Source organism: Mucilaginibacter aurantiaciroseus (assembly GCF_024055595.1).
Classification (GTDB): Bacteria; Bacteroidota; Bacteroidia; order Sphingobacteriales; family Sphingobacteriaceae; genus Mucilaginibacter; species Mucilaginibacter aurantiaciroseus.
On sequence record NZ_JAMXOF010000002.1, the window covers coordinates 528,144 to 553,303 of the forward strand.

Sequence of the window (25,160 nt, forward strand, 5' to 3'; positions counted from 1 at the left end):
ATTATCTAATAAATGACCAATCTCACAGAGGACATAGAATTTTTTGAAAAACATCAAAACGAGCCAAATTTCAGAGAATTTTTTTTTAAATATTTATCTTATTGGAAATGGTTTGCATTTTCATTGACTATTGCAATACTTTCAGGCTATGTCTATATAAGATTTAGTACACCTTTATATAAAATCGAAACGGATCTTTTAATAAAAGATAATAAGGGTAATTTAGGAGGGCAAAATGATCTTCTAAAAGATTTAAATCTTTTTTCTTCCGATAAGATAATTGATAATGAAGTTCAAATCTTAAAATCTAAAACTATTTTAAAGAAAGCTATTTTAGGATTAAATCTGCAAAGTTCTTATTATAGTACTTCAGGTGTCAGGCGACATGAAATATACGCTGATATCCCTTTTAAAGTTGAATTAATGAAACCAGCATCCTGGGTTGACTATACTATTATTTATCAGATGCGGTTATTAAATCCTAATCAGGTAGAAATTAATGGTAAAAATTACGCCATTGATAAGCCAATTAAGATAGATGCCGGGATAATTTTGATTACCCTTAACCCCGGTACCAAATACTCTCCTAAAAGTATTGTTGAGATTAAATTCAACAATGTAGACGACTTAATCGATCAATATTCTAATGCCATAAATGTTTCTCCGGTTAGTAAGCAAGGAACCGCACTTATTATCACACTTGAATCAGCTATACCCGAAAAGGGGGAGAATATATTAAACAGGTTGGTATTTGAGTATAATAAAGCCGCTGTTGAAGACAAAAACAAAGTTACTGCTACCACTTTAGCATTCATTAAAGACAGACTAAATAAGTTGCAAAATGAATTGGGTACTGCTGAAAAAAAGGTGGAAAATTATAAATCAGGCAATCAAATAACGGATATCAGCGCTCAATCGCAAATTTTTTTAGAGACGGTTCAGGGTAATGACAGTGAGCTAAGTAAGGTAAATATTAAGCTTAGTTTGTTGAAAAACATGGAAGATTATCTGCAAAATACAATTAGCGAACATAGTAGCGTACCATCTATGTTAGGTATCGAAGATCCTGTATTACTTGGTTTAGTAAGCCAGTTAGGCGAAATTCAACTTAAAAAACAAAGTTTATTACAAACAATACCTGACACCAACCCCGTTATTATTTCTTTAAATGATCAAATTAAAACGTTAGTTTCTTCAATAGGTCAATCAGTACAAAATACAAAGGCCGGTTTACTTAGTACAAAAAGATTTTTAGAGAATAAGAATGCATCGTTTCAGGGAATTATTAGTAATGTACCTGCTAAAGAACGCGGTTTGATAGATGTTATGCGTCAACAAGAAATTAAAAACAATTTGTTTACTTATTTATTGCAAAAGCGCGAGGAAACAGAAATTTCTTTAGCCTCTACAGAGGCAGATAGCCGAACGATTGACGACGCAAAAAGTTCAAGAAACCCCGTAAAACCTATAAAGCAATTAACATTTTTGGTATTCATAATTCTGGGAATAGTAATTCCGGTAATTATTATTTACATACAGGATATTTTGAACTTTAGAATATCCAAAAGATCTGATGTTGAAAGTTTTACAAGAGTACCTATATTATCAGAAATATCGCATTCTGACGATTCATCAGCGTTACTTGTTGCAAGTAAACCCCGATCAATGGTGGCGGAACAGATTAGGGCTTTAAGAACAAATCTTAATTTTATTATTCCTCAAGCAACTCAAAAAGTTTTATTATTTACATCCAGCATAAGTGGTGAAGGTAAATCTTTTATTTCGCTTAATTTAGGTGGAAGTTTGGCTATGTCAGGAAAAAAAGTTATAATCCTTGAACTTGACCTTCGCAAACCCAAATTGCACGCGGGATTGGAAATTAGTAATGCAAAGGGTTTATCGAATTATTTGATAGGCGAAATTTCTAGCAAAGAGATTATAAAAAAAATCCCTCAGCAAGAAAATTATTACATTATTACTTGTGGTCCAATCCCGCCTAACCCTGCAGAGTTGCTTTTAAATGGTAAGATTAAGACTCTTATAGATGAGTTAAGAGAAAACTTTGATTATATATTATTAGATGCTCCGCCAGTAGGCTTGGTAACAGATGCCCAAATATTGGCACCGTATGTAGATGCTACACTCTATATAGTGCGTCATAATTATACAGCAAAAGCTCATATCCGTAATTTAGAAAATTTAAATCGCACGAAGAAGTTTTCGAATCTTAGCATGGTAATGAATTCTATTGATAATAAAGGCGGATATGGATATGGATATGGATATGGGTATGGGTATGGGTACGGGTATGGTGGCTATTATCAAGAAGAGTAAATCCTATAAGAAAAATTATTTTTGTAAGGATATTTATAACGTTAAAATACCGTTTGAATTAAAATTATAATTCCCTATATATATATGTCAACTAATAAGATTAATCAACAAGAAAAATATAGAGTTGCAGTAATAGGTTTAGGTTATGTAGGACTACCTTTGGCTGTTGAATTTGCAAAAAAATATAAGGTTGTAGGTTTGGATATTAACCAAAAACGTATAACCGAACTAAGTATCGGACATGACGCTACACTAGAAGTTGATGATGAATTACTTAACTCTGTTTTATCAAAATTTCATAATAGTGGAATAGGATTATCCTTTAGCAGTAGCTTGGATAAAATCGCTGATTGTAATATTTATATTATAACTGTTCCAACTCCTGTTGACAAGAATAATCGCCCAGATCTTACCCCGTTATATAAAGCCAGCGAGAGCATAGGTAAGGTATTAAAAAAAGGTGATATTGTAGTATATGAATCAACCGTATACCCGGGTGTTACGGAGCATGAGTGTGTACCTGTGCTTGAAAAAATATCAGGATTGAAATTCAATATCGATTTTTTTGCTGGGTATTCTCCTGAACGTATTAATCCTGGAGATAAAGAGCACACAGTTTCTAAAATTCTTAAAATAACTTCGGGCTCGACACCGGAAATAGCGGATATTGTTGATCGCTTATATAATTCAATTATCACAGCGGGTACTTATAAAGCCCCTTCAATAAAGGTTGCAGAAGCCGCAAAAGTCATTGAAAACGCACAGCGTGATATTAATATTGCTTTTGTTAATGAATTGGCTAAGATATTTAATCGCTTAGGTATAGATACAGATGAAGTTTTACAGGCGGCCGCTACGAAATGGAACTTCTTAAAATTCAAACCTGGTCTTGTTGGCGGGCATTGCATCGGGGTTGACCCGTATTATCTGGCTCAAAAAGCACAAGAAGCGGGGTATCATCCCGAAATTATCTTAGCTGGCCGAAGATTAAATGATGGCATGGGAGAGTATATTGCACACGAGGTTATCAAACTGATGATTAAGCAGGAGATCCCCGTGAAAAATTCCGAAATACTTGTATTAGGAATAACGTTTAAAGAAAACTGCCCGGATGTAAGAAATACCAAGGTAATAGATATTTTAAATACGTTGAAGGGTTACAATATTAATATTAGCGTATACGATCCCTGGGCAGACCCCGCTGAAGTTGAACATGAGTATGGTTGGAAATCAACAAAAGTAATAGTTGCCGAGCAACTATATGACGCCATTATCCTTGCGGTATCACATAATGAGTTTGTAAGTTTAGATATCCAATCATTATGTAAAAATAATAATGTAGTGTACGATGTAAAAGGACTTTTACCTAAAAACAGCGTATCTGCAAGGCTTTAATATTTAATTTTACACATAAAATGTATACCACCCCCTACCATACCCGAGATTTAAGTAATATATCTTTTCTTATTACCGGTGGCGCCGGTTTTATAGGGTCTAATATAGTAGAATACCTTTTAAAATACGGTGCAAAAAAGGTCAGAGTTTTAGACAATTTTTCTACAGGTTATAAAAAAAATATTAAGCCATTCTTAGCAAACCCAGCTTTTGAACTTATAGAGGGCGACATTAGGGATATTGAAGTATGCAGGCACGCTGTAAATGGTATAGATTGCGTATCTCATCAAGCAGCGTTAGGGTCAGTACCGCGTTCTATTAATGATCCTGTAACAACCAATGATGTAAACATAAGTGGCTTTTTAAATATATTGCTGGCAAGTAAGGATGAAGGTATAAAGTATTTTGTATACGCAGCAAGTTCAAGCACGTATGGTGATCATCCCAGCTTACCCAAGGTAGAAGATAAAATTGGCAATCCGCTATCGCCATATGCTGTTACAAAGTATGTAAATGAATTATACGCATCGGTTTTTTCCAGAACATACAACTTTCATACAATAGGTTTGCGATACTTTAATGTTTTTGGCCCACGACAAAATCCTAGTGGTGCATACGCGGCTGTAATACCATTGTTTATAAATGCTGCTGCAAAAAAGGAAATCGTAACCATAAACGGTGACGGACAAACTAGCCGCGACTTTACATTTATTGAAAATGTTGTACAAGCAAATATTAAAGCACTTTTAATTGAGCCCAAAAACCATGAAGTTATTAATATTGCTGTTGGCGAACGAACAACGCTTAACCAGTTGTGGAAATATATATGCAATTTAAATAATGTTGATATAGAACCAAATTATCAACAAGAACGCCGTGGCGATGTGAAACATAGTTTAGCTAATATACAAAAAGCTGAGAGTCTGATAAACTACAAGCCCCAAATATCTATTAAAAAGGGCCTCGAGATTTCTGTAGTATGGTATGCACAGCAATAGCTGCTACTAAAGGAAATTAGGAACTTTATAAGTAAAAAATGATTAAACTGTTAAAAAAAATAAAGAATATTAGTGATGAAAGATATAAACAGGCAATAAAAACCTCAACGATTTCTTTTTTAGCACAGGGTATACAAATGCTAACGGCACTTATAAGCGTACCGTTAGTTTTAAAAGCTGTAGGGAATGAAAGGTATGGCCTTTGGATGACCTTATCATCAATATTACTATTTGTGACGTTCTCCGATTTTGGTATGGGTATAGGCATGCAAAATATTATGTCATACGCAAAAGCCGAAAATGATGAAAATAAGCTTACTAAAGCGTTTGCTACAACATTAGCATTTGGTGGAGTTATATTTACAGTATTGATAGCAATATCTTATTTGGTATTGCCATTTATAAATCTGGCTACAATATTTAAGTATCAGGATAATAGTATCGCATCAGAAATTTTACCTACAACGCAATCTGTATTTATAGTATTGTCATTTGGTATCATTTCAGGATTAGTTCAACGTGTTTTTGATGCATATCAGCAGGGTTATTATTCACGCATTATATTGGTAATATCTAGGGTCATATCATTGGCTTTATTGTTTTGGGCGGTAAAAACTAATCAGTCTCTTTCTATTATCATATTGGTATCAAGTGGTTTGCCAAATTTAATGCTTGCAATTGGTATATTTTTATTATATCGAAAGTACCCTTACCTTGTATTCCAGTTTAAAAACGTCGATAAAGTATTATTTAAAAGAATCTTTAGAACTGGTATTGTAGGCCTTGGAGCGGCCATAGCAATTTTTTTGGTAAGCAGTATTACCCCGATGATAATTTCATCAAATTACGGATTGAAAGAAAGTGCTAAATATCTTGTGTTAATGCGTTTGTTAAACTTTATTATACTGTTTGTTAATATGATGTTTATGCCACTGTGGCCTGCCGTATCAGATGCTTACTCAAAACAGGATACAGTTTGGCTTAATACTTTATATAAAAGAATTAACCGGTTATTTATTCAAATTGGTATACCTATATTTTTACTGCTAATTTTTACCAGTAAATGGCTGATACTGTTATGGACACATAATTACGCTGTATTACCATCTTTTCAGATGACCGTTTTTTGTGTGTTTTTTATCATATTATCGGTATGGAATACAATTATATGTGTTTTTTTAAATGGTATGTCTCTTTTTAGGGGCCAGGCAACATATGGTATTTTAATAGCTGCGGTATCAATATTCGCGGTATACGTACTAAAAAAATATATTGATCCATCAGGTGTTGTGTTAATAATTACAATAGGTATGTTGATACGCTGTATTTATTTAAATTATGAATTAAAAAGCACAATGGACAAACGGTTTAAATTAGATGAACAAATATAATGAGTGTACAAGCGCTCTCTAAGCAACCTGTGGGTTGGATTCCTTCCTTTTTGATTTTAGCTATAATGGCTTTAACCGGGTTTGAGTTTTTTTATAGAGCACAAAATTATTTGCTGGTGCCTGTTTTTGTAATTTCAGGAATATTCTTTACTAAAAGAGGGTACAGAATCAGCGAAGGCTTGCTTGTTATACTTATTCCATTTTTAATATTATCTCTAATTCAAACAATTTTAGGATATAATAAAAACATTCTAACATCAATATCACTATTACTCGCTTTTTTGACGTATGGTTTTATATCAAAAGTAGTTGGGGATAAATTCATACATGTATATATAAAACTTGTATTAATTTTTAGTATTGTTAGCCTTATATTTTTTCCGTTGACTTATGTTGAGCCATTTATGGCCATAATAAGTACTAAGATTGCGCCTATGTTTAAATCATTGAATGATAATAATAATGATTTAGCCATTGGCGAAGAAAACAGAAATATTATAATTTATAATTTTAAAAATTATGCTTCATTATATAATCGTAATTCAGGGCCCTTTTGGGAGCCCGGTATGTTTGCTGTATTTATAAATGTTGCGTTATTTTTTAATATAGTAATTAGCAAAAAGCTCATTAATATTCGTAACATTATCCTTATAACTACAATTGTAACTACATTTTCCACAACAGGTTACATAGCACTTATTTTTATTTTTTTAGTTTATTCCATCTTTTATTCAAACTCCAAATTAAGCCTGCTATATGTGCTGGCTATTGTTATTGCTTCTATTTATATTGCCAACCTTGATATATTAAAGACCAAAATATTAAATCAATATTCTGATAAAACAGGGACAAGCCGTTTTGGTGCTACATTAATTCATTATCAGGTAATTAGTGAATATCCTTTTACAGGCGTAGGTGATGGTGCTTCAAGATATATTGCAGATTTGACCGATGCCGAGTCTACTGCCAACGGGCTTACTTTCGTTTTTGTAAAATATGGCGTTATATATGGATTGCTTTACTATATGGTGTTGTGCCGATCCTGTATATATATCATGGGGGCTTATTCCAATAGAAAAATCATTGGGTATAGCCTCTTTGTGCTTTTGCTGATACTTGCCTTTTCTCAGGATATAACGGTGCGCCATTTTTATTTTTTTATTATAATATGGGGGACAATTATTATGGCTCCTAATGTGCGGATAAAACAAATTAGTAGAAGGTTGAAATATTATCAAAAGCAAAGTGTCTCCCAATAAATTAAAAAGGATTGCAATAATATGCGGCTATTCATTCCCGGATGGGTTAGCACCAACCAACCGTATATTAACTTATTCTAAGGGGTTGGTTGAATTGGCTGTTAAGGTTCATATTTTTATTTATTTTCCTACAGATAGCATAGAAAAAAATTTACCTGTTAACGGAAGTGTTAATGGTATTAATTACCATTACCCTGGTACTCGATCGTACCCTTCAAATAAGTTTATTAGAAAACTTAGCCATATTTTTTATTGTTATAAATCAATTAGGGTACTAATAAAAGAAAATCGAAAGGAAAAATTTGACTTAGCCATTATTAGCTCAGATTGGTTTAGGATATTGTATGCATTTATTCCTGCCCTGAAAATAATCGGGTTAAAAATTGTGTTTATCGCAGATGAGTTTCCCGTACCTATCAGAGTATACTTAAAAACAAGTATATCTTTTTGGCGTAAACTATTGTTTAAAAATAGTTTGAAATTTGTATCTGGAATGATTTTCATGACTCAATCTCTAAAAGAATTTTATAACGGCATAGTCAAAAAAAATAGCTTCATACTACCCAGTGTGGTAGATATCTCTAGGTTTACAGATGTCCGTGATACACATGAAAATAAAAAGCATTTGTGTTACATGGGCAATATGGAACTATCTAAAGATAACGTAGACAATATTATAGATGCCTTTTATCTAATAGCTGATAAATTTATAGATATTGAATTTCATCTCTACGGAGCACCGTCGCAAATTGATAAAGCAAAGTTAATAGCCTTGATAAAAAAATACAATTTAGAGAAAAGAGTATTATTTAAAGGTAAAGTTAATAATAATGAAGTACCGGTTATATTAAAAAACAGCTATATACTCGTATCTTCTCAACCTGATACGAAAAGAGCTGCTGGCGGATTCCCGACGAAACTGGGTGAATATATGGCAGTGGGAGTACCAACACTACTTACTGCAGTAGGCGAAATTCCTAACTATATTACTAACGGGGTTAACGGGTGGTTAGCAAAACCTAATGACCCACAAGATTATGCAGTGAAACTTAAATACATTATTGAGAACTATCCTGCGGCATTAGAAGTTGCAGATAAAGCGAAAAAATATGTCAATGATAACTTTGATTATAAATTTCAATGTGCAAAGCTATTACAGTTTTTAAATAACATTGTTAATGAATAATCAAAAACAGATACTATATATAGGCGGGTTTGAACTACCTGATAAAAATGCAGCCGCACAACGTGTTATTGCTAACGGAAAGGCATTCAGAGATCTTGGATATTCTGTTTACTATTTATGCCTCGATCGTGCAGTTAGTAAGATAACGAAGTTGGAAGATACTAAAGATGTTTTTGAGGGGTTTACATATTATCGATTTAAGTATCCAGTAAATACTATTGATTGGTTTTTGTATATGCTAAGTATAAATGATGTAAAGTCAATAATGAATTTACTCAATAACTTGAAGTTTATTGTGGCTTACAATTACCCTGCTTTTGCGCTTTTAAGATTAAAATATATATGTGAAAAGAATAATATAGCCCTTGTCTCAGATTGTACGGAATGGTATGTGCCACAGGGAAACATACTTTTTAAGATTGTAAAAGGTGCTGATACGTTTTTAAGAATGAGAGTTGTGCAACGCAAACTTGACGGTGTTATTGCCATAAGCAAGTATCTATATGACTATTATGCACCCCGTATGAAAAATGTAATCCAGTTGCCTCCAATGGTAGATTTGGCATCAGTGAAATGGGCTGCCATTGTTTTGAACGATGAAGATGACGCTATCAAACTTGTTTACGCAGGCTCGCCGGGTGTGGGGGCAAAAGATAGAATTGATAAAATAATTAGTACATTAAGTACAATAAGAGTTAACATAAAAAATAAACTATTATTAAACGTTATTGGTTTAACAAAGGAACAATATCTGAATAGTTTTAACAAACAGCTACCTATAAATGATATTGATGAATTTGTTTCTTTTAAGGGTAGGCTGTCTCATGAGGATGCCCTTATGCAAGTAAAAAGAGCTGATTATGCCATATTTATCCGGGATAATAATTTGGTTAATACAGCTGGTTTTCCAACCAAGTTTGTGGAAGCTTTTTCATGCGGAATACCTATACTTGCAAACGCATCAAGTAATATTACAGATTACTTAAAAAATGGAGAAACCGGGTACGTTTTAGACACTACCAATACTCTTTTGTTTTGTAACTCACTACTAATACCGTTATCACTAAACAAGTTCCAAATTAGTACTATGAAAAATAATATTATAAAAAAGCGTTTGTTTGATTATAAAAATTATTTAACACCTATTAGTAGTTTTCTAGACAGCGTATCTAAAGATAATCATAGCTAAATATGTCAAAAAAGGTGCTGTTTTTAACGGGTTTGTTTCCCAGTGAGATACGTGAAGAAATTGTTTCAAACAGTAAATTTAATATACAATTTGCTGCGGATGCCCTGCAATGGTCATTTGTAAAAGGGTTAGGTGCCTATTATGATGATTTAACGGTATTAAACTTTCCATTTGTAGGGTCTTACCCTACTTTGTATAAAGTACCGATAGTAAAAAGAATAGCGTTTGGCTCGATGTCGGGTTTTACTGGTATAAATCCCGGTTATTTTAATCTTTTAGGGCTAAAAAATATTGATATTTACCTAAGTGCAAAAAGAGAGATAAAAAAGTGGGCTCTTAATACAAACGGCGAAAAAGTTATCATAATATATTCCGCTTTTTTACCTTTTTTAAAAGCTGCAATTAACTCAAAAGAATTATTTAATGAGTTAAAGGTGGTTTTAATTCTGCCAGACTTGCCGCAATTTATGGGGGGGCCCAATAATGTTTTTTACAGAATCTTTAAGAACTATACATATAATGCTTTACAAAAGCTTTTTAAAAAAACAGACGGGTATATATTATTAACCCCGTATATGATGGAAAAATTGCCTGAAAAAAAGCCGTTTACGGTAATTGAGGGTATTTTTAATAATGTGGATATTAGCAGCACCACTAACGTTAATGATTTAGTAATAAAAACTATACTTTATACGGGTACTTTAGCACGGCGTTATGGGATATTAAATTTACTGGCTGCATTTAACGTTTTAGAAAATATAACAGCAAGATTAATTATATGCGGAGACGGAGATGCCAAAGATGAAATAAAGGCAGCTGCTGAGAATAATCCTAATATAATTTATCATGGATCTTTAGAAAGATCACGAGTTTTGCAATTGCAAACGCAGGCATCATTACTCGTAAACCCGCGTACGGCTGAAGGAGAGTTTACCAGATATTCTTTCCCGTCAAAAACAATGGAATATTTGGCATCAGGAGTGCCTGTGCTCATTTATAAGTTACCAGGTATACCAAAAGAATATTATGAGCATTGTTATAGTTTAGATGATGTATCAATAAAAACTTTATCAGATAAAATTAAATGCATACTGCAAATGGATAGTAAAACATTAATTGAAAAAGGTAAAAAAGCACGTGATTTTATTTTAAATTATAAAAACCCGGTTGCGCAATGTAAAAAAATAGTTGATTTAATTGAAAATAAAATATAAGAAATGTTTGATAATAAAGTACTATTAATAACCGGAGGAACGGGTTCATTCGGTAATGCGGTCTTAAACCGTTTCTTGAATACTGATATTAAAGAAATACGCATATTTAGCCGGGATGAAAAAAAGCAAGATGATATGCGCAACCAGCTTAACAATCCTAAGCTTAAATTCTATATTGGTGATGTAAGAGATTATAACAGTATTGAAAAGGCTGTGCATGGGGTGGATTATATATTTCACGCAGCTGCGTTAAAGCAAGTCCCTTCATGTGAGTTCTTTCCAATTGAAGCTACTAAGACAAACGTTTTTGGGACACAAAATGTTATTGACGCAGCAGTAGCTAATAAGGTTTCGCGTGTTATTTGTCTAAGTACAGATAAAGCGGCATATCCAATTAATGCAATGGGTATCTCAAAAGCATTAATGGAAAAAGTAGCCATAGCTGCATCACGAAATATTGTTAACGGCGAAACTACAGTTTGTTTAACCCGTTATGGTAATGTGATGGCGTCAAGAGGGTCAGTAATTCCATTGTTTTTAAAGCAAATTAAGGCTGGTATTCCAATAACAATAACTGACCCCTATATGACCCGTTTTTTGATGTCATTGGAAGAGGCTGTTGAATTAGTTTTATTTGCCTTTGAACATGGTAATCAAGGAGATTTATTTGTTAATAAGGCACCTGCTGGAACTATAAATGATTTGGCTATTGCGCTAAAAGAGTTGTGTAATGCCGATAATGAAATCAAGATAATTGGAACACGCCACGGTGAAAAGCTTTACGAAACACTCTGTACTAGAGAAGAGATGCAAAAAGCTGAAGATATGGGTGAATTTTACCGTATACCTGCAGACAATCGCAGCTTAAACTATGCGCAATATTTTTCTGAAGGTGAAACAAACCTTTCTAAAATTGAAGATTATCACTCCCATAATACAGAACAATTAGGGGTTGAAGGAATGAAAGCTTTGTTATCTAAACAGCCATATATTCAACGCGAAGTATTTGGTGATACAAATGCAGTAAAATATAATTTATAATGTTGCAAACTCCACAATTTATAAATGGGGGCAGTTTTAACGATGAAAGAGGAAGTCTTTCATTTGTTAATCACTTCTCTTTAGATGATGTAAAAAGACTTTATCATATTCAGCCCGCTAATACTGAAATAGTTAGAGCATGGCAGGGGCACAAGTTTGAGCAAAAATGGTTTTACGTAGTAGCAGGCAGCTTTAAAATAGTTGTTGTAAAGCCAAGCGGTTGGGAAAATCCTATACACATCCATAATTTATATGAATATACAGTTACAGAGCTAACAGGTATTTTACACATACCGGGTGGATATGCTAATGGTTTTAAGGCACTTGAGCCAAACTCAAAATTAATTGTGTTTTCCGACTTTTCGGTTGAGCAATCTGCAGCAGATGAATGCAGGTTTGATAAACAACTTTGGTATGATTGGAAAAAAAATGAAAAATATGATTAAAGTAGGAATTACCGGTCAGCAAGGTTTTGTTGGTCAGCATTTATATAATACACTTGGCCTTTTCCCGGATGAGTTTATACGTGTAGATTTTAATAAGACGTATTTTGTTGACCAAGCAATTCTGGATAATTTTGTGTCTGGTTGTGATGTAATTGTGCATCTGGCGGCAATGAACCGGCATAACGACCAGCAAGTAATATATGAAAATAATGTTGGGCTTATTAAACAGTTAATAGGAGCATTAGAACGTACTGATAGTAACGCACACGTTATATTTTCATCTTCATCGCAAGAGAATAATGAAAATTTATATGGTAAAAGTAAAAAAGAAGGTCGCGAACTTTTTATAAACTGGGCAAAAAAATCAAAAGGGAAATTTTCCGGTTTAATAATACCCAATGTTTTCGGCCCATTTGGGCATCCATATTATAATTCATTTGTATCTACCTTTTGCCATCAGCTAATCAATAACGAGCAACCTAAAATAGAAGTTGATGGCAACGTAAAACTAGTTTATGTAGGCGATTTAGTAAAGGCATTAGTAAACAAAATAAGAAGTAATTCTGGCGATGATTTATTGACCATTGCGCATACCGATGAATACAAAGTGTCAGAAGTTTTAACCTTGCTTAACACATTTAAAGAACAATATTTGGATGCGGGGATAATACCTGAATTAAAAGATTCATTTGAGATAAACTTGTTTAATACTTTCCGGGCATATATAAATGTTGAAAGCCATTTTCCGGTTAAATTTACACGGCATACAGATCCCAGAGGGACATTTGTTGAGGTAATACGGTTAAACCTTGGCGGCCAGGTTTCGTTCTCAACAACAGTACCTGGTATTACACGAGGTAATCATTATCACACCCGTAAAATTGAGCGTTTTGCAGTAATAAAAGGCGAAGCGCTTATTCAGCTCAGAAAAGTTAACACCGATAAAGTATTTGATTTTCATTTGTCAGGTAATGCACCTGCATATGTTGATATGCCCATTTGGTATACTCATAGCATAAAAAATACTGGGACCGAAGAGTTATTTACTATATTTTGGATTAACGAATTTTTTGATCAGAAAGATCCTGATACATATTTTGAAAATGTTTAATAATATTACAAAAGTCAGCTACCTATAAATGAAAACAAAATTAAAAGTAATGACGGTCGTAGGCACACGGCCCGAAATTATAAGATTAGCACGTGTAATGGCCGCTTTAGATGCGTCTGATGCGATAGAACATATTATTGTGCACACTGGCCAAAACTACGATTATGAACTTAATCAAATATTTTTTGATGACTTATCAATCCGTAAACCAGATCATTTTTTAAATGCAGCAGGTGGTACGGCAACTGAAACTATTGGACAAATAATAATAAAAATAGACACTTATCTTGAAAGTGAAAAGCCGGATGCTTTCTTGGTATTAGGCGATACTAATAGCTGTCTATGTGCAATACCTGCTAAAAAGCGTCATATTCCTATTTTTCATATGGAAGCTGGAAACAGGTGTTTTGACCAACGTGTGCCCGAAGAAACTAATAGGAAAATTGTAGATCATATAGCTGATATTAATTTAACATATAGTGATATAGCCAGAGAGTATTTATTACGAGAAGGATTACACCCAGACAGGATAATAAAAACAGGCTCACCTATGTTTGAGGTACTGAATCATTATTTACCAAGAATAAAAAACTCTGATATTTTAAAGTGTTTAAACCTCCAAGAGCATAAATATTTTGTAGTGTCGTCGCATCGCGAAGAGAATATAAATAGTGAAGCCAACTTTAAAGGATTAATAAATAGCCTTAACAATATAGCCGATACCTATGGCTACCCTATTATTGTAAGCACACACCCGCGCACCCGAAAAATGATTGAAAACAAAAATTTTGCAGTAAGCCCACTGATTCAGTTTTTAAAGCCAATGGGATTTAATGACTATAATGCCTTACAAATGAATTCGTACGCGGTATTATCAGACAGCGGCACAATTTCTGAAGAATCTTCTATCCTGAACTTCCCCGCATTAAATATTAGGGATGCACATGAACGCCCGGAAGCCATGGAAGAAGCTTCTGTAATGATGGTTGGCATGAATACTGAACGTATAATGCAAGCGTTAATACAATTGAAGTATCAGAAGAGGGGAAGTGAGAGGAATTTTAAGCAAGTAGCTGATTATTCTATGCCTAATGTGTCTGATAAAATGGTCAGAATAATAATAAGCTACGTTGATTACATTAAAAGGGTAGTGTGGCGTGAAATTTAGAGTATGTTAAAACAACGATTTTATAATAAAGTATATCGCTTTAGACAGAGGTTTAATTGCACAATTATTGTATTTACAACCTTACTTATTTTTTGGGGAAGTTGTAAAGCTCAGGAAAGCTTTAAATATAAAACTATAGCGAATAGTTATCTGCCATCGGTTCAAGAACTTGCCCCTTTTAAGTTAACAGCAAATTCTTTTAAAAATAGGGCCTACGATGCAACTCAAGAATTACCGCCAGGGTATGTAAAAGATGGCTCTATAGATTATACAACCTATATGCAGCGGGCAATAAATGGTAATGCAAATGTGCTAATGCCAAACTTCCCTATTCTTGTTAACTCAAGTGGAATATCCATATTAAGCAATAGGATAATATTATTTGGCCCTAATTCAAAATTAATAATGGCACCAAATAATTTAACAAATTATCAAATACTTAGAATATTCAACGCAAACAATGTTAAAATATATTTTCCGGTATTAGTGGGTGACAGAGATCAACATACCGGCACTACGGGAGAATGGGGCATGGGCATTTCTATTGCAAGTTCATCAAATATTCAAATTATAAACCCAAAAGTTTATGAGTGTTGGGGGGACGGCATATACATAGGACAGTTAACTAAGCATAGTAGTAATATTCAAATTTATTACCCACAAGTGGATCACGCCAGGCGCAATGGAATATCTATTGTAAGCGCAACTAACGTTACAATCTTACATCCTGTTGTTTCTAATATCAATGGCACAGAACCTATGGCGGGAATTGATATGGAACCCAACCAAAATTCAGATTCACTTAATAATATTACGATAGATAAACCAGTAACTTTTAATTCAAAGCGTGGATTGATGATAGTTTTACTTGGTTTAATTGGTAAAAATGGCCAGCAGGTTAATATTAGCGTAAAAAATCATATTGATGACCAATCACAAACGGCATTGCACTATAGCGGTTATAAACAGTTTTATAATTATGCCCCAATAGGCGGTAATATAAATATTATAAATTCTACGTGGAAAAATAATAAGTTAGGATTTGGGCATGGCCTATATAATAAATATGGACCTGTACTCCACATAAATAAGGTTAAAACAATCTATGATTTATCTGGTAAAAACATTTCTCAAACTCAGATGCTTGACGCTATTAAAAACAATATCGTTGAAAAGGACAAAATACAATTGGTTAACTAATTGCACAACAGTTTGAAAGATAAAGTAAAGCTTTTACGTATATCAACAGTCCCACACTCATTACATTTACTATTACGGGGGCAAATAAAGTACATGGCTTGCCATAACTTCGAAGTTTATATGGCAAGTGCTACAGATAATTCAGTATCAACTTTAGAAATGAATGAAGGAGTGCCGCACTTCCAAATTCCTCTTAATAGAAAACTAAATGTTTTTAAAGATATTGTTGCACTATACTATACTATAAAATTAATCAGAAAGCTAAAGCCTGATATTGTACATACTCATTCGCCTAAAGCCGGTATAGTTGGAATGTTAGCTGCTATGCTATGTAATGTTAAGCTTAAAATTCATACTGTAGCCGGCCTGCCCTTAGTAGAGGAAACAGGGTTAAAACGCCAATTGCTTATTTGTGTTGAGAAATTAACTTATATTTTTGCCGACTGGGTTTTGCCAAATTCACAAGAACAGCTCCAATTTATAAAAGCAAATATTGATTCTTCTGATAAGATCACCATTATTGGAAAAGGAAGCAGTAATGGTATTGATCTTGATTATTTTTCCAAATCCGAAAATAACCTTACTGAAAATGATAATCTGAGAAAGCTTTACAATATTAATTCAGATGACGTTGTACTAACTTTTGTTGGCAGATTAGCAAATTATAAGGGCTGTAATGAATTAGTTGCATGTTTTAAAAATCTCAGCCTTAGGCATACTAATATAAAATTATTTTTAGTTGGCCCCTTAGAAGATTTAAACCCATTAATGCCCGAAACTTTAAACGAGATAAAGAGTAATAATGCTATTATCGCTACAGGGCATCAGAATGATATAAGACCTTATCTTAATATGGCCGATATATTTGTATTCCCAAGTTACCGGGAGGGCTTTCCACAATCTCTGATGCAAGCTTGTGCTTTTGGGCTACCATGCATAGCAACTGACATAAATGGTTGTAATGAAATTGTTTTTGATGATGTTAATGGTTATCTCATACCAACCAAAAGCGAAATCAAATTAATTGAAAAATGTGAAATTTTAATTAATGACAAAAACAAAAGGCTTGAGTTTGGAGCAAAGGGGCGTAAATATTTAGAAGATAACTTTGAGCAAAAACAATTTTGGCATCGCCTAAAAGGATTTTATTTAAAAAAATTGAGTCTATAATGCAAAAAGTATTGTTAACAGGAGGGCATGGTTTTTTAGGTAACGAAATTTATAAGTATCTTAAAACCGATCGTGATGTCAGTGTTTTAACTTTAGGAAGAAGTGTAAATAATGATATAATTGCTGACGTTAGCAGTAGTTCTCTTTCGCTTCCGTCTGATATTAATATTGTAGTTCATGTAGCTGGTAAGGCACATTCTATTCCGAAAACGCCCACCGAAATACAGGAGTTTATAGATGTTAATTTTCAAGGAACAAAAAACCTGTGCGAAGCATTACAAAATAGGGCCAAGGCTCTAAAAAGCTTTATATTCATCAGTACCGTTGCCGTATACGGATTAAATAGCGGTAAACTGATTACCGAAGACAGTCCGCTTAATGGAAATACCCCTTATGCCCGATCAAAAATAATGGCCGAAGAATTTTTGCGAAACTGGGCGAGTAGAAATGGTGTGATATTGGGCATTTTGCGATTGCCACTTATAGCCGGGCCAAGCCCCCCGGGTAATTTGGGTGCTATGATAAATGGCATTAAAAAGGGCAAATACTTAAGTATTGGTAAAGCAAATGCACGTAAAAGCATAGTTTGGGCCGAAGACATAGCTAAGATAATTTCAGTAATAGCTAACAAAGGTGGTATATATAATCTTACAGATGGTTACCATCCTTCTTTTAACGAACTTGAAAAAGCAATTTCTAAGGCCTTGAAAAAACCATATCCTCCAAAAATTTCGCTATTCTTGGCTCGGTTTATAGCTAGGTTAGGTGATCTTATAGGCAGTAAATCCCCAATAAACTCAAGTAAATTAAGTAAAGTTTTGTCAACATTAACTTTTAGTGATAATAAGGCCAGAGAAGAATTGGGGTGGAATCCCACAACTGTTTTAGACAAAATTTATTTAATTATCAATAGCAATAATTTAAGTAAATGATTTACCTTGTCTTATTTTTAGTTCTTTTAGTTTTGATGCTTTTATATTTCCGCATCGCAGATCATTACAATATTGTCGACCATCCCAATGAACGAAGCTCCCATAGCGAAGTAACCATTCGCGGAGGTGGAGTTATATTTGCTATAGCTATTATTTTCGCCGTGTTAATGCACTCCGTTTATTGGTTGCCTGGTTTAGGTTTACTTATGATAAGTGTTATAAGTTTTATTGACGATAGGATAAACCTGTCAAGCAGGTTAAGGGTAATGGTGCATGTAGCAGCGGTAACGCTAATGTTTATGTTTTTGCAACTATTTATGCTACATTTTTACGTATGTATAGTGCTGTATATTATCGCTATAGGTATTATAAATATGTACAATTTTATGGATGGTATAAACGGTATTACCGGGATATATACTCTTGTTTTACTTGCAGGCTTACAATATGTTAATTTAAATATGCAACCTTTTATAGAGGCCGATCTTATATGGTTGCCAATGCTGGCCAGCGTTGTTTTCTTATTTTTTAATTTTCGCAAAAGGGCAAAATGCTTTGCTGGGGATGTTGGCAGCGTTGCAATTGCATTTTGGCTTGTTTTTTTATTATTCAGGTTGATACAGGTAAGCGGTAACTTTACTTACATTTTGTTTTTATCTGTTTACGGGGTTGATGCCGTCTTAACTGTAGTTCACAGGCTAATACTAAAACAAAATATTTTTCAGGCGCATCGCCTTCATTTTTATCAAGTACTTGTTAACGAGCAAAAGATGCCGCATTTGTTTGTAGCAGTAAGTTATGCTCTTATCCAATTATTAATTATTGCGCTTATTATTTTATACAAAGACGCTTCAGTAATATTAGTCTTTATTGCGGTTGTTGCACCGCTTGCTATTTTATATATCGCAATAAAACCGCGATTAATGATAACAAGAATACAAGCTTTTAAATAGATGTTTATGATAATTCCAAAATACAGGTAATATTTTTTTGTTAGCTACCGGAAATTGTCATTTATTTATTTAATTAATTTATATTTGTGATGGTCACAACTAATTTCCCCCGATTGTGTTGTAAACACAGATTGCATTATTTTTTATTTAATTTGCGACTTTTAGATGTAAGCCAAAAACAAGCGTTCAATATGCTCATAGTTTATGTTTAATTTTATAACATAATCATTAATTTGACGATAATTAAATCCGCGTAACAAATTATTACAAGTTTGTGCCCAGTGTAAAAAAGTTTGATCAGAAAGTTTAACTATTAAATTTGCTTCTCTACCTACAACAAAAATACTTATGAAAAAATATTTGCTTTTCAGTAAGGTAGTACCACGGTGGATAATAATGTTACTGGACTTTGTTATCATAACATGGTCTTTCGCTTCATCTTACCTCATCGTAAACCGCTTCGAGTTTTCTAATATATTACGGGGATATTTTTTTATTTATACAGGCATTTATTGTATAATAGCTGCAATTGTTATGTTTTTAATGCGGGTTCATATAGGGCTTATCAGGTATTCTAACACAAGGGATGTATTACGCATTTTTGGTTCGGTATTTATTAGCAGCTTGGTTTACATTATAATTATTACTCTATGGGTTAAACCGGTGTTGGCAATTAATTCTGCAACTATAAATTTGGTGTTGTTGGTTAATTTCTCGGTGTCCAGTACGTTACTTATCCTTTTACGGAGCGCTGTAAAAAGTGCGTTCAACTATATCAACAATTATTCGAGCTCAAAAAAAACATCCGTACTTATCTACGGGTCGGATACCAGCGCAGTGCTTGTTAAGCAGGCTTTAGAGGCCAGCGCCAAAACCAATTTTGTTATTGTGGGCTTTGTGGATGCCGATACAAACAAAATCAACAAAGAGATCCAGCAGGTAAGGGTTTATGATATTAATAAACTTGCCAAACTAAAGGAAAAGCGTGCCATCGATAAGATGATCATCATGAACCATCATTTGGATGAGCAATCTAAAAAAACAGCCCTTGAGGCTTGCCTTGCATTGGGTATACAGGTATTAACCGTGCCGCCGTCAGATCAATGGATTTATGGCAAGCTTAATATGCAGCAAATTAAAGATCTTAAAATTGAGGACTTGCTGCAGCGTAAAACTATACAAATTGATACCACACGTATATCTGAAGATTTGCAAGGTAAACGTGTGTTAATTACAGGTGCGGCCGGTTCTATTGGTTCAGAGATCGTTCAGCAGGTATTGCAATATAAACCGGCAATGGTCATTCTTTGCGACCAGGCCGAATCGCCTTTGCATGATATCCGTTTAGAGGTTGAAGAAAAATTTGAGCAGGTACCGGTTAAAATCTTTATTGGAGATATCCGTAACTACTACCGCATGCAAAAATTATTTTCTGAGTATAAACCGGAGGTTGTTTACCATGCTGCTGCTTACAAGCACGTGCCGATGATGGAAGAAAACCCGTCTGAAGCGGTTAGGGCGAACGTACTGGGTACAAAAAATATTGCTGACTTATCAGTTGCGTTTGGTGTACATAAGTTTGTGATGGTATCAACTGATAAAGCGGTTAATCCGTCAAATATAATGGGTACCACCAAGCGTATTGCTGAGATCTATATCCAGTCGCTTAAAGATAATCCTATCAATAAAGGTACCGCATTTATAACTACCCGTTTTGGTAACGTATTGGGTTCAAACGGTTCGGTTATTCCACGCTTTAGGGCGCAGATCCAAAAAGGCGGGCCTATTACCGTAACCCATCCGGAAATTACCCGTTACTTCATGACCATACCCGAAGCCGTGCATTTGGTATTGGAAGCGGGTACCATGGGTACAGGTGGCGAGATCTTTATCTTTGATATGGGCGAACCCGTTAAAATCGTCGACCTGGCGCTTAAAATGATAAAACTTGCAGGCTTACAGCCCGAGCGTGATATTAAGATTGTTTATTCGGGCCTGCGACCGGGCGAGAAGCTTTACGAGGAACTACTAAATCAAGGCGAGCACACCATGCCAACCCACCACGAGAAGATAAAGATCTCTGAAGTGATATCTTACCCTTATAAAAAGGTTATAGAGGACATTAACGAACTTATTTTGTTGAACCAGCAAAATGATGATATGGCGATGGTAAATAAAATGAAAGAGATTGTTCCTGAATTTATCAGCAAAAATTCTCAATTCGAAGGCCTTGATAACAAGCCTGCTCCGCCTGTACAGATAGAGGTTAAAAAGCTAAGGGCATTACAAAACTAAGTAATTTTTATCTCGCGCTGTAGCTCAGTACGGCCCGTCATTTATCTAATCTGATTTTATTGAGTATTATTGCAATACAAATAGTACCCCGAGCTATCACAGCTTATGAAAAGTATTGCCCAAAAAGTATTTGATATAGAAATAGCGTCGCTGCAGTATGTGGCATCGATGATCGACGAGCAATTTAGCCAGGCTGTTGAATCTATACTGGAGTCAAAAGGCCGTTTAGTTGTTTGCGGAATGGGCAAATCCGGCCATATCAGCCGTAAGATCTCTGCAACTTTTACCAGCACAGGCACTCCAAGTTTCTTTATGCATCCCGCCGAAGCTTTCCATGGCGATTTGGGAATGATAAGCGCCGATGACGTGGTGGTATTGGTATCCTACTCCGGCGAAACCGAAGAGGTGCTGAAAATTGTTCCATATCTGCAATACAATAAAAACACTTTTATAGCTATAACAGGCAACGCCAAATCTACATTGGCTATCAATGCTAACTACCATTTAAATGTTTGCGTTAAGCAGGAGGCTTGCCCGCTGGAGTTAGCGCCTACATCATCAACTACAGCTACATTGGTTATGGGCGATGCCCTGGCAGTAGCGCTTATGACCGCGAGGGATTTTTCACCGGCAGATTTTGCACGTTTTCATCCCGGAGGCAGGCTTGGCCGCAAATTATTGGTGAGAGTAAAAGATCTGATGCGTACCGATAAACTTCCGTTTATTGACAGTAGTGCAACGTTTACGCAATTAGTGTTGCAAATGAGCGAAGGTAAATTAGGAATGGTGATAGTAGGCACGCCCGATAAAGTAGCAGGTGTAATAACCGATGGTGACCTGCGACGGGGCTTTGTAAAGTATGAAGACATCCATCATTTGCCAATTACGGATCTGATGAATACTAATCCCCGAATAATAAACGAGCATGAGTTGGTTTATGACGCGGAGGAATTGATGATGGAACGCAAAATAACCACTCTGTTGGTACACAATGATGATAATACTCTAACGGGGGTTTACCAGATATTTAACCAGGCTTAGCAAGATGAAGGCAATCATAGTTATACCCGCCAGGTTAAAGTCGACCCGATTACCCCGCAAAATGCTGCTTGATTTGGGTGGAAAACCCGTGATACAACGCGTTTACGAAGCCTGTTTAAAAGCAACCCTTCATCACGAAATTTGGATAGCTGTTGACAGTGATGAGGTGTTTAACGTTTGCAAAACGTTTACTCCAAACGTACTCATGACCAAAGAGGAGCATCCAAGTGGTACAGATCGTATTGCGGAAGTGATTGAAACCGTGCCCTGCGATATGGTTGTGAACGTACAGGGCGACGAACCTTTTTTTGATGCCGGCATCATCGACAGGTTAATAACCGCCCTGCAGCAAAGCGATGCCGTTATGGCAAGTGTTTGCGCGCCGGTACAGGATGTAGCCGAACTAAACAACCCAAACCTTGTTAAGATTATTACCGATGTGAATGGCAATGCTATTTATTTTTCAAGGTTCGCTATTCCGTTTTCAAGGGACAAGGAAGTAGGGGACACATCGGTTTACAAAAAACATATGGGGGTGTATGCTTATAAGGCATCATTCCTGAAAGAATTTATTACTATGCCAGTATCGTTTTTAGAGAGCACCGAAAAATTGGAGCAGTTAAGGGCGATTGAGAACGGCTATAAAATTAAAATGATTGAAGTGAAAGGTATCGAGAAGGGGATAGACACCCCCGAAGACCTTGAGCTTGCACGTAAAAAGATAAAAGACAATGGCATTATATAACGACATCACCCAAAAACCTTTTTTTATTGTTGGCCCATGCGTAATGGAGAATCAGGAACTGCTTTATACGGTAGCCGAAAAGGTTGCCGAGATTGGTGCCAAATACCCGGTTACGGTGGTTTTTAAATCATCGTTTGATAAGGCAAACCGTACCAGCGTAAGCGCTTACCGCGGGCCGGGTTTAGCAAAAGGCATGGAGATGCTGAACAAAGTAAAGGAGAAATTCAACCTGCCTGTTACTACAGATATCCACGAACCATTCCAGGCTGCAGCATGCGCAGAGGTAGTAGATATCTTGCAGATCCCGGCATTCCTTTGCCGCCAAACAGATCTGTTGGTAGCAGCTGCCGAAACCGGTAAAATTGTAAATGTTAAAAAAGCACAGTTTCTATCCGGTCAGGATATGTTTTACCCTGCGCAAAAAGTAAAAGAAAGCGGTAATGACCAGATCATCCTTACCGAGCGCGGTAATTCATTTGGTTACAATAACCTGGTAGTTGATTTTAGGAACGTTGCCGATATGCTGGAGTTTGGTTATCCTGTTTGTATGGATTGTACCCACTCGGTACAGCGCCCGGGCGGTGCAGGTGGTAAAACCGGCGGCGATCGTAAATTTGTACCCGGCATGGCGCACGCTGCAAAAGCATTCGGTGCCAGCGGTTATTTTATAGAAACTCACACTGACCCGGATCATGCGATGAGTGATGGTCCTAATATGCTTTACCTTAAAGATTTGGAAGAGCTTATTAAATCGTTGATAAACTAAAAACCTACCGTCATTGCAAGGAACGAAGCAATTTCTTTGCTATACAGAGCTGTTCTGCCTATGTAAAGATTGCTTCGTAATCTCGTAATGACGCTTGGGAGATTTTTAATACTCCTTCTTACTTTCCGATATCTCCCACTGCTTAAAAACGGCAAACGCCTTGGTATGCATCATTTGCACGAATGGGAGTTTGCGTTTTTCCATCGGTTTCGCTAATTCATCATAAATAAAGTGGTCGTCGAAGCCTATATTGGCTGCATCTTTTTTGGTATTAGCGTAATATATTTTGTTGATGCGTGCCCAGTATATTGCCCCCAGGCACATTGGGCAGGGCTCGCAACTGGTGTATATCTCGCAACCCTCTAAATTATAAGTTTCCAGCTCCTGGCATGCAAGGCGAATCACCGAAACCTCGGCATGTGCTGTGGGGTCATTGGTAGGTACAACCCTGTTTGCGCTGCGCGCTATAACCATGCCATCCTTTACTATCACTGCGCCAAACGGGCCCCCCTGCGCGTGTGTTACGTTATATTCAGACAGGTCAATTGCCATCTGCATAAACTTTTCGTTGCCTTTGTCTTCCATATTGTTCTAAATTAAAAAACCCCAACTATAAGCCGGGGTTTTAATTAATTTATATTTTGTGCATCAGCACAATTATTATTTTTTGTCTTTAGCGTAAGCGTCGTTTAATCTTTTAACAACATCCTTAGTCACATCAAGGCTTGGGTCGCCGTAAAGTACTGTAGCGTTACCTTTTTGATAAGTTAAGATCATTTTGTAACCTTTTTCTTTAGCGTAGGCCTTGGTAAACTCAACCAATTTTTCGTAAAGTTTGGTTTGTTCGCTCACCTGATCGTTTTGAACCTGTGCACCGGCATTTTGCTGATATTGTTGAAACTCCTGGCCTTTACGTTGTAAACGTTGCTCGGTAGTGGCACGCACATCCGCAGCCATTGTAGGGGCGGCTTTTTGGTACTCAGCAATTTCGCGTTGGATAGCTTGCTGGCGCGATGCAACATCAGCCTGCGCAACTTTACCTTTATCACCAAGGCGTTTGTCCATATCCTTGATGTAATCGTATTTAGATACTAACGAATCCTGGTTAATGTAAACAATTTCAGGAGAGTCGGCAGTTGCGGTTGTAGCAGCAGCCGGCTTAGCATCTGGTTTATTTTGGTTACAAGCAAATACACCTGCAGCTATTAGTAATGCTAATACTGATTTTGTAACAATTGAAGTCTTCATTTTCATTGGGTTTATCTTAAAAAAATTTTTGACAAATATAATCTTTCGGCACAAGTTTCCTAACCATTTATTAAGATG

General features: G+C 35.5%; 22 protein-coding genes. 20 read left to right on the forward strand and 2 right to left on the reverse strand.

Annotated features, from left to right (window positions below; all coding sequences use genetic code 11):
• The first annotated feature begins 12 nt into the window (after window positions 1-12).
• The 20 genes from NAF17_RS10550 to kdsA all read left to right on the forward strand — a co-directional run bounded on the left by NAF17_RS10550 (window position 13) and on the right by kdsA (window position 23,834).
• Complete coding sequence (locus NAF17_RS10550; RefSeq protein WP_252757952.1) at window positions 13-2,334, forward strand: GumC family protein; 2,322 nt, start codon at window positions 13-15, stop codon at window positions 2,332-2,334.
• A gap of 84 nt (window positions 2,335-2,418) precedes the next feature.
• Complete coding sequence (locus NAF17_RS10555; protein ID WP_256474495.1) at window positions 2,419-3,729, forward strand: nucleotide sugar dehydrogenase; 1,311 nt, start codon at window positions 2,419-2,421, stop codon at window positions 3,727-3,729.
• A 20-nt stretch (window positions 3,730-3,749) separates the two neighbouring features.
• Window positions 3,750-4,727 carry an SDR family oxidoreductase gene (locus NAF17_RS10560; protein WP_252757953.1) on the forward strand — a complete coding sequence of 326 codons (978 nt, stop codon included), beginning with the start codon at window positions 3,750-3,752 and terminating at the stop codon, window positions 4,725-4,727.
• Window positions 4,728-4,765: 38 nt separating this feature from the next.
• Window positions 4,766-6,118: a lipopolysaccharide biosynthesis protein gene (locus tag NAF17_RS10565; protein ID WP_252757954.1), complete on the forward strand. Its 1,353-nt coding sequence runs from the start codon at window positions 4,766-4,768 to the stop codon at window positions 6,116-6,118.
• The gene (locus NAF17_RS10570) at window positions 6,118-7,377 is read left to right on the forward strand and encodes an O-antigen ligase family protein (protein WP_252757955.1); all 1,260 of its coding nucleotides are present in this window, start codon (window positions 6,118-6,120) and stop codon (window positions 7,375-7,377) included. The genes NAF17_RS10565 and NAF17_RS10570 overlap by 1 nt, the downstream gene beginning before the upstream one ends.
• Window positions 7,364-8,563, forward strand: a complete 1,200-nt coding sequence (locus NAF17_RS18305; protein ID WP_252757956.1) for a glycosyltransferase family 4 protein — start codon at window positions 7,364-7,366, stop codon at window positions 8,561-8,563. Before NAF17_RS10570 ends, NAF17_RS18305 begins: the two co-directional genes overlap by 14 nt.
• On the forward strand, window positions 8,556-9,752 hold the full coding sequence (locus tag NAF17_RS10580) for a glycosyltransferase (protein ID WP_252757957.1): 1,197 nt from the start codon (window positions 8,556-8,558) through the stop codon (window positions 9,750-9,752). The genes NAF17_RS18305 and NAF17_RS10580 overlap by 8 nt, the downstream gene beginning before the upstream one ends.
• Window positions 9,753-9,754: 2 nt before the next feature.
• A complete protein-coding gene (locus NAF17_RS10585; RefSeq protein ID WP_252757958.1) occupies window positions 9,755-10,966 on the forward strand; it encodes a glycosyltransferase in 1,212 nt (403 codons plus the stop codon).
• 3 nt (window positions 10,967-10,969) lie between these two features.
• Window positions 10,970-12,007 (forward strand): polysaccharide biosynthesis protein, encoded by a 1,038-nt coding sequence (locus tag NAF17_RS10590; RefSeq protein ID WP_252757959.1) that lies wholly within the window; start codon window positions 10,970-10,972, stop codon window positions 12,005-12,007.
• A complete protein-coding gene (locus NAF17_RS10595) occupies window positions 12,007-12,453 on the forward strand; it encodes a cupin domain-containing protein (protein ID WP_252757960.1) in 447 nt (148 codons plus the stop codon). The genes NAF17_RS10590 and NAF17_RS10595 overlap by 1 nt, the downstream gene beginning before the upstream one ends.
• Window positions 12,422-13,564 carry a polysaccharide biosynthesis C-terminal domain-containing protein gene (locus NAF17_RS10600; protein WP_252757961.1) on the forward strand — a complete coding sequence of 381 codons (1,143 nt, stop codon included), beginning with the start codon at window positions 12,422-12,424 and terminating at the stop codon, window positions 13,562-13,564. Before NAF17_RS10595 ends, NAF17_RS10600 begins: the two co-directional genes overlap by 32 nt.
• Window positions 13,565-13,592: 28 nt before the next feature.
• Window positions 13,593-14,732 carry a non-hydrolyzing UDP-N-acetylglucosamine 2-epimerase gene (gene wecB, locus NAF17_RS10605; RefSeq protein ID WP_252757962.1) on the forward strand — a complete coding sequence of 380 codons (1,140 nt, stop codon included), beginning with the start codon at window positions 13,593-13,595 and terminating at the stop codon, window positions 14,730-14,732.
• A gap of 3 nt (window positions 14,733-14,735) precedes the next feature.
• Window positions 14,736-15,932 carry a right-handed parallel beta-helix repeat-containing protein gene (locus NAF17_RS10610; protein ID WP_252757963.1) on the forward strand — a complete coding sequence of 399 codons (1,197 nt, stop codon included), beginning with the start codon at window positions 14,736-14,738 and terminating at the stop codon, window positions 15,930-15,932.
• Between the two features lie 12 nt (window positions 15,933-15,944).
• The gene (locus tag NAF17_RS10615) at window positions 15,945-17,102 is read left to right on the forward strand and encodes a glycosyltransferase family 4 protein (protein ID WP_252757964.1); all 1,158 of its coding nucleotides are present in this window, start codon (window positions 15,945-15,947) and stop codon (window positions 17,100-17,102) included.
• Window positions 17,102-18,034, forward strand: a complete 933-nt coding sequence (locus NAF17_RS10620) for an NAD-dependent epimerase/dehydratase family protein (protein ID WP_252757965.1) — start codon at window positions 17,102-17,104, stop codon at window positions 18,032-18,034. The genes NAF17_RS10615 and NAF17_RS10620 overlap by 1 nt, the downstream gene beginning before the upstream one ends.
• Window positions 18,031-18,987, forward strand: a complete 957-nt coding sequence (locus NAF17_RS10625; RefSeq protein ID WP_252757966.1) for an MraY family glycosyltransferase — start codon at window positions 18,031-18,033, stop codon at window positions 18,985-18,987. The genes NAF17_RS10620 and NAF17_RS10625 overlap by 4 nt, the downstream gene beginning before the upstream one ends.
• A 348-nt stretch (window positions 18,988-19,335) precedes the next feature.
• The gene (locus NAF17_RS10630; RefSeq protein ID WP_252757967.1) at window positions 19,336-21,282 is read left to right on the forward strand and encodes a polysaccharide biosynthesis protein; all 1,947 of its coding nucleotides are present in this window, start codon (window positions 19,336-19,338) and stop codon (window positions 21,280-21,282) included.
• A gap of 105 nt (window positions 21,283-21,387) precedes the next feature.
• Entirely contained in the window at window positions 21,388-22,323 is a 936-nt protein-coding gene (locus NAF17_RS10635; RefSeq protein ID WP_252757968.1) for a KpsF/GutQ family sugar-phosphate isomerase, read from the forward strand.
• 4 nt (window positions 22,324-22,327) lie between these two features.
• Window positions 22,328-23,068: a 3-deoxy-manno-octulosonate cytidylyltransferase gene (kdsB, locus tag NAF17_RS10640; protein ID WP_252757969.1), complete on the forward strand. Its 741-nt coding sequence runs from the start codon at window positions 22,328-22,330 to the stop codon at window positions 23,066-23,068.
• On the forward strand, window positions 23,055-23,834 hold the full coding sequence (gene kdsA / locus NAF17_RS10645; RefSeq protein ID WP_252757970.1) for a 3-deoxy-8-phosphooctulonate synthase: 780 nt from the start codon (window positions 23,055-23,057) through the stop codon (window positions 23,832-23,834). The genes kdsB and kdsA overlap by 14 nt, the downstream gene beginning before the upstream one ends.
• 105 nt (window positions 23,835-23,939) lie before the next feature.
• Here kdsA and NAF17_RS10650 read toward each other — a convergent pair whose 3' ends face one another.
• Window positions 23,940-24,419 (reverse strand): nucleoside deaminase, encoded by a 480-nt coding sequence (locus NAF17_RS10650; RefSeq protein ID WP_252757971.1) that lies wholly within the window; start codon window positions 24,417-24,419, stop codon window positions 23,940-23,942.
• A gap of 75 nt (window positions 24,420-24,494) precedes the next feature.
• Entirely contained in the window at window positions 24,495-25,082 is a 588-nt protein-coding gene (locus NAF17_RS10655; protein WP_252757972.1) for an OmpH/Skp family outer membrane protein, read from the reverse strand.
• Window positions 25,083-25,160 lie beyond the last annotated feature (78 nt).